Source organism: Mesobacillus sp. (assembly GCF_049588175.1).
Lineage (GTDB): Bacteria > Bacillota > Bacilli > Bacillales > Cytobacillaceae > Mesobacillus.
On record NZ_JBAVFI010000622.1, the window covers coordinates 1 to 8,298 of the forward strand.

Annotated in this window: 8 protein-coding genes; all 8 read left to right on the forward strand. The window is 43.4% G+C overall.

Annotation, left to right across the window (positions count from 1 at the left end; all coding sequences use genetic code 11):
* Positions 1 to 261 precede the first annotated feature (261 nt).
* The 8 genes from cymR to WB217_RS15050 all read left to right on the forward strand — a co-directional run bounded on the left by cymR (position 262) and on the right by WB217_RS15050 (position 7,824).
* The gene (gene cymR, locus WB217_RS15015) at positions 262 to 684 is read left to right on the forward strand and encodes a cysteine metabolism transcriptional regulator CymR (protein WP_207500116.1); all 423 of its coding nucleotides are present in this window, start codon (positions 262 to 264) and stop codon (positions 682 to 684) included.
* Between the two features lie 39 nt (positions 685 to 723).
* Positions 724 to 1,872 (forward strand): cysteine desulfurase family protein, encoded by a 1,149-nt coding sequence (locus tag WB217_RS15020; RefSeq protein ID WP_423994052.1) that lies wholly within the window; start codon positions 724 to 726, stop codon positions 1,870 to 1,872.
* A 42-nt stretch (positions 1,873 to 1,914) separates the two neighbouring features.
* Positions 1,915 to 3,030, forward strand: a complete 1,116-nt coding sequence (mnmA, locus tag WB217_RS15025; RefSeq protein ID WP_423994053.1) for a tRNA 2-thiouridine(34) synthase MnmA — start codon at positions 1,915 to 1,917, stop codon at positions 3,028 to 3,030.
* A 115-nt stretch (positions 3,031 to 3,145) separates the two neighbouring features.
* Positions 3,146 to 3,805 carry a tetratricopeptide repeat protein gene (locus tag WB217_RS15030; RefSeq protein ID WP_423994054.1) on the forward strand — a complete coding sequence of 220 codons (660 nt, stop codon included), beginning with the start codon at positions 3,146 to 3,148 and terminating at the stop codon, positions 3,803 to 3,805.
* A 33-nt stretch (positions 3,806 to 3,838) separates the two neighbouring features.
* Positions 3,839 to 6,316, forward strand: a complete 2,478-nt coding sequence (locus WB217_RS15035; protein ID WP_423994055.1) for an ATP-dependent RecD-like DNA helicase — start codon at positions 3,839 to 3,841, stop codon at positions 6,314 to 6,316.
* A gap of 670 nt (positions 6,317 to 6,986) precedes the next feature.
* Positions 6,987 to 7,463, forward strand: coding sequence for a PRC-barrel domain-containing protein (locus WB217_RS15040; protein ID WP_423994056.1), 477 nt, complete (start codon positions 6,987 to 6,989; stop codon positions 7,461 to 7,463).
* Positions 7,464 to 7,474: 11 nt separating this feature from the next.
* Positions 7,475 to 7,666 (forward strand): hypothetical protein, encoded by a 192-nt coding sequence (locus tag WB217_RS15045; protein WP_207500111.1) that lies wholly within the window; start codon positions 7,475 to 7,477, stop codon positions 7,664 to 7,666.
* A 23-nt stretch (positions 7,667 to 7,689) separates the two neighbouring features.
* Positions 7,690 to 7,824, forward strand: coding sequence for a YrzQ family protein (locus tag WB217_RS15050; RefSeq protein WP_335376268.1), 135 nt, complete (start codon positions 7,690 to 7,692; stop codon positions 7,822 to 7,824).
* Positions 7,825 to 8,298: the final 474 nt, after the last annotated feature.

Sequence of the window (8,298 nt, forward strand, 5' to 3'; positions counted from 1 at the left end):
GTCCGAGGTCTCATCCTGAAAGCGAGAGGTTTTAGATTCATATCCATCGCTCCAATAAAACATATATTCGTATCTATACAATAACACGAACGGCACACTTGCGCATTGTCCATGCAATTTGTGCTATAATGTCAAAAGCCTACCTATTGACTGAGGATTTTGTTAAAATTTAATTATAAATGCCGTATGGGGCATAAAATATATAATCTGTGATACCTGTTTAAAAAAATAACCTTTCAGAAATGAAATAGAGGTGCTTTTATGAAAATTTCAACTAAAGGCCGGTATGGACTTACGATTATGATTGAACTTGCCAAGAAATATGGGGAAGGCCCTATTTCCCTAAAGTCTATTGCGCATACTAATGATTTATCTGAGCATTACTTAGAACAATTAGTCGCTCCGCTCAGAAATGCTGGCCTTGTTAAAAGTATTCGCGGCGCATATGGCGGTTACATCCTGGGAGACCTGCCGTCAAAAATTTCGGCTGGTGACATTATCCGTGTATTGGAAGGCCCTATTAGCATTGTAGAGGGAATCGAGGACGAGGAACCTGCGAAGCGTGAGCTATGGACCCGGATCAGGGACGCGGTGAAGGATGTGCTTGATAACACTACAATCGAGGACCTGGCAAACCATACAGACAACTTTGGCGAATCGGACGCCTATATGTTTTATATTTAGTATTCAACAGTGAAAATCTTCTGAAGAGAGGGTATTATTTTGGAAAGAATATACTTGGATCATGCTGCAACTACACCGATCCATCCTGAAGTCTTGGCCGCAATGGTAAAAGTGATGGAAGCTGAATTTGGAAATCCATCAAGCATTCATCATTTCGGCCGTGAAGCACGCAAAATCCTGGATGACACCAGGCATGAACTTGCTGCCAGCATTGGGACGAAAGCAAATAACATCATTTTCACAAGCGGTGGAACCGAAGCAGATAACCTGGCGATTATCGGTTATGCGGAAAACAATCGTACAAAAGGTAAACATATCATTACGAGCCAGATTGAGCACCATGCTGTTTTGCACAGCTGTGAAGAACTGGAGAAGCGTGGTTTTGAGGTGACCTATCTTCCTGTGGATAAGAATGGCCAAGTGTCAGAGCAGGCAGTCGCCCAGGCTTTAAGGGAAGACACCATCCTCGTTACCATCATGCATGGAAACAATGAGGTTGGCGCAATCCAGCCAATCCGTGAAATAGGCAAACTGCTGTCGGGACACCAGGCCGTTTTCCACACAGATGCTGTACAGGCGTACGGAATTGAAAAGTTGATGGTTGATGATTTGCAGGTAGACCTTCTATCCGTTTCGGCCCATAAAATCAATGGACCAAAGGGAATGGGTTTTCTATTTATTCGTGATGGAATTAAGCTGGCTCGTCAGCTGTTCGGCGGTGAACAGGAGCGGAAACGGCGAGCAGGGACTGAGAACGTCGCTGCGATTGCGGGCTTCCGTAAAGCTGTTGAGCTATCTATAAAGGAACTTGAAAGCAAACGTACAGCTTTTAATGAGTTCAGGAATGTGTTCATTGACAAACTTCAAACGAGCGGAATCTCTTTCCAGCAGAACGGATTGCTTGAAAATTCACTGCCGCATATTTTAAACTTAAGCTTTCCAGGAACGAATGTCGAGGCGATGCTAGTTAATCTTGATCTCGCAGGTATAGCTGCATCAAGCGGCTCAGCATGTACAGCTGGCTCGATTGACCCATCTCATGTGCTCGTTGCGATGTTTGGAAAGGAATCTGACCGTTTAACCAATTCGATCCGTTTCAGTTTCGGTTTAAATAATACGAGAGCTCAGGTTGAAAAAGCTGCAGAAGAAACAGCTAAAATTGTTCAGAGGCTGACGAAAAAAAGGTAGCAGTCAGGGAAAATAGTTTTGAAAGAAAAGAGGTGAAGCATAATGGAAAAATCACCAAAAGATACTAGAGTGGTGGTTGGGATGTCTGGAGGTGTCGATTCTTCGGTAGCTGCGCTGCTTTTAAAGGAGCAGGGATATGACGTCATCGGTATTTTTATGAAAAACTGGGATGATACTGATGAAAACGGCGTTTGTACAGCAACAGAGGATTATGAGGATGTAATCCGTGTCTGCAATCAGATTGGCATTCCTTATTATGCGGTTAATTTTGAAAAACAATATTGGGATAAGGTTTTCACTTATTTCCTAGATGAATATAGAGCGGGCAGGACGCCAAACCCTGATGTTATGTGCAATAAGGAAATCAAATTCAAGGCATTCCTTGAGCATGCCCTTAATCTAGGTGCAGATTATCTTGCAACAGGCCATTATGCACGTGTGGAAGACCGCGATGGTGAACGTAAGATGCTTCGCGGCCTTGATGAGAATAAGGACCAGACTTATTTCTTGAACCAGCTCGACCAGAGCCAGCTGGAAAGAGTCCTTTTTCCAATTGGGAACCTGGAGAAAAAGCGGGTCAGGGAATTGGCAGTAGAAGCAGGTCTTGCAACTGCTGCAAAGAAAGACAGTACAGGCATTTGCTTTATCGGCGAAAGAAATTTCAAGGAGCTTCTCGGCAATTACCTTCCAGCCCAGCCTGGGAATATGGAAACGATGAGCGGTGAGGTAAAAGGGAAGCATGACGGTTTGATGTATTACACGATTGGACAGCGCCAAGGTCTTGGAATTGGCGGATCAGGAGAACCTTGGTTTGTCGTTGGTAAGGATCTCGAAAGCAATGTTCTGCTTGTTGAGCAAGGCTTCCATAATGAGTTGCTCTATTCAGACAGCATCACGGCAGTCAATATCAGCTTCGTTTCGGACAAGCAAAAGCCAAAGACCTTTGACTGTACAGCCAAATTCCGTTACCGCCAGCCTGACAATGTTGTGTCTGTTGAAATGCAAGAGGATGGCACAGCAAAAGTTTTCTTTAAAGAACCAATCAGGGCTGTGACTCCAGGGCAGGCAGTCGTATTTTATGACGGCGAAGAATGTCTCGGAGGCGGAACGATTGACGAGATTTTCAAGGCTGGCAGCAAATTGACTTATGTCGGTTAATAATCTTGAATTCATCCCCGGCGGGTTAGCATCGCCGGGGATTCTTGCATGAACATAGGGTAACTTAAAATGCGCAGGTTTATGGTATACTTGCATGGAGATTGGAGTGGTGAAAATGGATAAAAACCAGGCGGGAATTCAGTTAATGAAGGAAGGTAAATGGGAGGAAGCGGCTCAGGCTTTCATGGAAGCAATTGATGCTAAGCCAGCTGATCCTGTAGCATACATAAATTTCGGGAATGTACTGACAGCAGTCGGTGACACCGATAGAGCTTTGAATTTTTACAATAAGGCAATCAACCTTGATGAGAATGCCACCGCGGCCTATTACAGCAAAGGCGGCGTTTATTATGATGCACAAAATTTCGAGGAAGCCAAGAATATGTTTGAGCTGGCAATGAAAAAAGGTCTCGAAACAGGGGACAATTACTTCATGCTTGGAATGAGCCTTGCACAGATGGGCAATAGCAGACTTGCTCTTCCGTATTTACAAAGAAGCACGGAGCTTCTTGAAGATGACGCTGAAGCTCATTTTCAATATGGATTATGCCTCGCACGAGAAGGTTTTATCGACGAAGCGATCACAAGTCTTGGGAAGGCAGTGCAGTTTGATCCTGAGCATGCCGATGCACTTTATAATTTAGGGGTTGCATACGGTTTTAAGGAAGATGGCGAAAAGGCGCTGGAAATGTTCAACCGCGCCATAGAAGTTCAGCCTGATCACTTGCTGGCTGGACATGGCAAAAAGTTGATTGAGGGGCAGGATCTCCAATAATATACGTGAATCTGCAGAAAGGGGGGGAATCCATTGGAAAAGCAAGACTCGCTTGATTTGTTTTCAGAGCAGGGAAAGTTCATGAAGGGAAAGCATCTAGTCACTATTTTTCATAACGAACAAAATCTTTACACAGTACTCCGGATCAGGGTCGAGGAAACAAATGAACAGTATGAGGATAAGGAAGCGGTCGTTACAGGGTATTTCCCCCGTGTTCACGAGCAAGAAACCTACATATTTTTTGGTGAAGTGAAAGAGCATCCGAAATTCGGGACGCAATTTCAAGCTACGCATTTTCGGAAGGACCTGCCGCAATCAAAACAAGGCATCGTCAGTTATTTATCGAGCGATCTTTTTAAGGGCATCGGTAAAAAGACAGCCGAGAAAATCGTGGAAACACTTGGAGAAAAGGCGATAACCAGAATTGTGGAGAACCCTTCAGTGCTTGATCAGATCCCAAAGCTTGCACCAGAAAAGGCTAAGGACTTATACGATACCCTGATGGAGCATCAGGGGCTTGAACAGGTAATGGTCGCATTGAATCAATATGGATTCGGTCCGCAGCTCTCGATGAAAATCTACCAGGTATATAAAGAGCAGGCCATTGAAGTGATCCAGAACAATCCATATAAACTCGTCGAGGACATTGAAGGCATCGGCTTTGGGAGGGCGGATGAGCTAGGGAGCCAGCTTGGGTTGACCGGCAATCATCCAGACCGTATAAAGGCGGCTTGTCTGTATACTCTTGAAAACTCGAGCATACAAGGCGGGCATGTTTTCATGGACGGAGAGTCTTTATTGGTCGATGTGAAAAAGCTTTTAGAAGACAACCAAAATATAGAGATTGAGTTCACTGATATCTCCAAAGAATTGATTCAACTAGGCGAAGAAGGCAAGCTTATGGCTGAAGAACAAAAAATCTATTTGCCATCACTTTATTTTTCAGAAAAAGGGCTTGTTAAAAATATTAAAAGAATTCTTGAACAGACAGAGTATGAAAACCAGTTTCCTGAATCGGAGTTTCTGCTTGCCCTTGGCAATCTGGAGGAACGTCTGGGCGTCCAATACGGGCCAAGCCAAAAGGAAGCGATCCAGACAGCCCTGATGTCCCCGATGATGATCTTGACAGGGGGACCTGGAACGGGGAAGACCACTGTTATAAAAGGGATTGTCGAGTTGTATGCTGAATTACATGGCTGTTCACTGGATTCTAAGGATTATAAAAAAGAAGAACCCTACCCATTCCTGCTTGCCGCTCCTACAGGCCGCGCCGCAAAGCGGATGACCGAATCAACTGGGCTTCCAGCCGTTACGATTCACCGGCTGCTTCGCTGGAATGGAGCATCAGGGTTTGAACATAACGAGGACCAGCCTCTAGAGGGCAAGCTTCTGATTATTGATGAAACTTCAATGGTTGATATCTGGCTTGCACATCAATTATTCAAGTCACTGCCAGACCATATTCAAGTTATTGTGGTAGGCGATGAAGATCAGCTTCCTTCTGTAGGACCGGGTCAGGTGCTCAAGGATTTACTCGATTCCGGAAGGGTTCCAACGGTCCGATTGACGGATATTTATCGTCAGGCGGAAGGATCATCCATCATCGACCTTGCGCACCAAATTAAAAAGGGAAAATCTCCTAGTGATATATCCGTACAAAAGCCTGATCGTTCTTTTATCAAATGCACCACGAACCAGATTCCACAGGTTGTCGAAAAGGTCGTTGCCAACGCAAAGAAGAAGGGGTATTCACCCCGGAATATCCAGGTTCTTGCTCCGATGTACCGAGGACCTGCGGGAATTGACCGCTTGAATGAGCTTTTGCAGGAGTTGTTCAACCCTAATCCTGATGGTTCACGGAAAGAGCTGGCTTTTGGAGATATAAAATACCGGATTGGCGACAAGGTTTTGCAGCTTGTGAACCAGCCTGAGGCAAATGTATTCAATGGCGATATGGGAGAAGTAGTCGCGATTTTCTATGCAAAGGAAAATACCGAAAAACAAGACCAGCTAATTGTCTCATTTGATGGCATTGAAGTAACCTATAACAGGCCAGACTTATCACAAATTACACATGCATATTGCTGTTCAGTCCATAAATCGCAGGGAAGTGAATTTCCGATTGTCGTTCTTCCTGTCGTAAAAAGCTACTACAGGATGCTGCGCCGGAATCTTATTTATACTGCGATTACGAGAAGCAAACAATTCCTGATCCTGGTAGGCGAAGAGGATGCCTTGAAAATGGGAATTGAACGCGGTCAAGATACAGAGCGGAATACTACACTAGTCGAAAAGCTTGTTGAAATGCTTCCGGAGATAGGTGGAGAAGAGAGAGCAAAGGAAGACATTCTTTCTGATGAATCTTCTGAGCGGAAGGTAGTAAATCCAGGGGAGAACGAGAGTGTAAATGAAGAGGGAGTTAACTACTTAAAAATAATAAAGAACGCAGACCCGATGATTGGCATGGAGAATGTCACTCCATACGATTTCATGGAGGAACGTGGAAGCTGAAAAATATCGGAAACCCGCTTATTAACTTAACGGGTTCTGTTACCTGTCACAAAATTCCAAAATGTATATTAAAATGACCATCAATTTGTATGTGAATTTGATGGTCATTTTTTATTGATATAACGCGAATAATTATAAAAATAGGCGTGTAACTGTAGTCCAATTTGTATATCAAAATGTAAGAGTACAGAGAAGATTTCTGTTACCTCGCCAATTGGACTGCAAAATGCTGTGTTTTTTATTTACAAAACCACGTTTTTCTTTGGCTTTGGCTCTGTCATTATTCATTGATGATTTTCGAATAGGTATGAGAAGTAATAGGCGGAAAATTTCCGGCTAATGGATAATGAGGAAGCTTAGAAGCAGATATAAGCGGAGGAATTCCGGTTAACTGCTCTAAATAAGCCAAAATCCTAAAGATTTGCATCATATAAACGGAAAAACTCCGCTTATTCTTAAGGAAATATGGATATTTCCTAATTTAAAGGGAATTCTTCCGGTTATTTTTCAAACACAGTGAAATCAACATTCAGTCAGTTTAAAACCAGTTGGCTTCGGCCTCTAAAAAACTTCAGAAACAAAATCTTCAAGCCCAATGGAAAACGTTACACCTTATGAATTCCTGGAGGAGAGCGGAAACTAAAAATGTTCGGAAAGGCGGGACACACTTTTGCGGACATTTTCACTATTAAAGGGTCTTCCTGTGTATGAATTGGCGAGTGGGCAAAAACTGGGCGAAGTTTGTGATGTGAGCATTTCAAGCAGTGGAAGCGTAGTAGGCTTACTTGTTAAAAAGGGTGCGTTCATTAAGAAAACGTGTCAAGTAAAGGTTGGCAATGTTGTTTCTTTTGGCTGTGATGGGATTATGATTAACGATCAGTCAGCACTGGAATCAATGGAGACAGAGCCTGAATATACATTTGAACATCACCAAAGCCTTGCTGGGAAAAAGCTTCTTTCTAAGGAAGGAGAACAGTTAGGACTTTTGGAAGACGTATATTTCATGGAGGAAATGGGAACGATTGTAGGGTACGAATTAACGGATGGCTTTTTTTCGGATATCACGAATGGGAAGCGTGTGGTCAAGTCCATTGATCCGCCTGCAATCGGAAAGGATGCCATCATCGTCACTGTCAAATCGAGATGAGGTGTCCCTGTATGTTAAGTTGTCCCAATTGCAGAAGCAAGGATATAGGCAAAATTGGCATAAACCAATACTATTGCTGGAATTGCTTTATTGAACTGTCTCTATCCAAAGGTCTGATTCATACCCACCAAGTCGAGGAAGATGGAACATTAAGCTCCCTTGACGACTTATTTGATGAAGATCAACGTCAATATGGCATGTAAAATAAACTGAAGAGGTGAAACACATGAATAAAATGTTAACCTCCGTTATTGCATTTGGCGCTGGTATGGCAGCCTATAATTATGCTTCCAACAACAATATGATGTCTGGAAGAAAAATGAAGAGGATGTCTAAGAAAGTGGCTAGAGCTTTATTTTAAACTGATTTAAATCCCCTGAAGCAGGGGATTTTAGACTGTAGACAAACTCGATTAGAGCGAGCTTGTCTACAGTTTTTTTGTTTTTGGTTGGTAGTAAAACAGGTCTGTTGATTTCCGTTCCAGGCGCATCGCTTTCCGCGGAAGAATTATGAAAAAGCCCACCTGCCGGCTATTTCATAAACAAATTCTTCTAGGGGCTGGCACTGAGCCTCCTCGTCGCTTCGCTCCTGCGGGGTGCAAATGATTCCTCACGAGAATCATTTCACCTAGGTCTCACCTGTCCAGCTGCGCCCGCAGGAGTCTACGCGCCTTCCACTACAATCAACAGGGTTTAAAAATCAACATTCAGCTTTAACAGAGCCTTGTTAAAAGTAAATTTGCCTGTAAAAGCGAATTGGATATTGGATTACTACTCAAAGGTCTCTTTTTTAATCCTTTTTCTGCTTTCTTCGTGAAGACGAAGCGGTTCTGCTG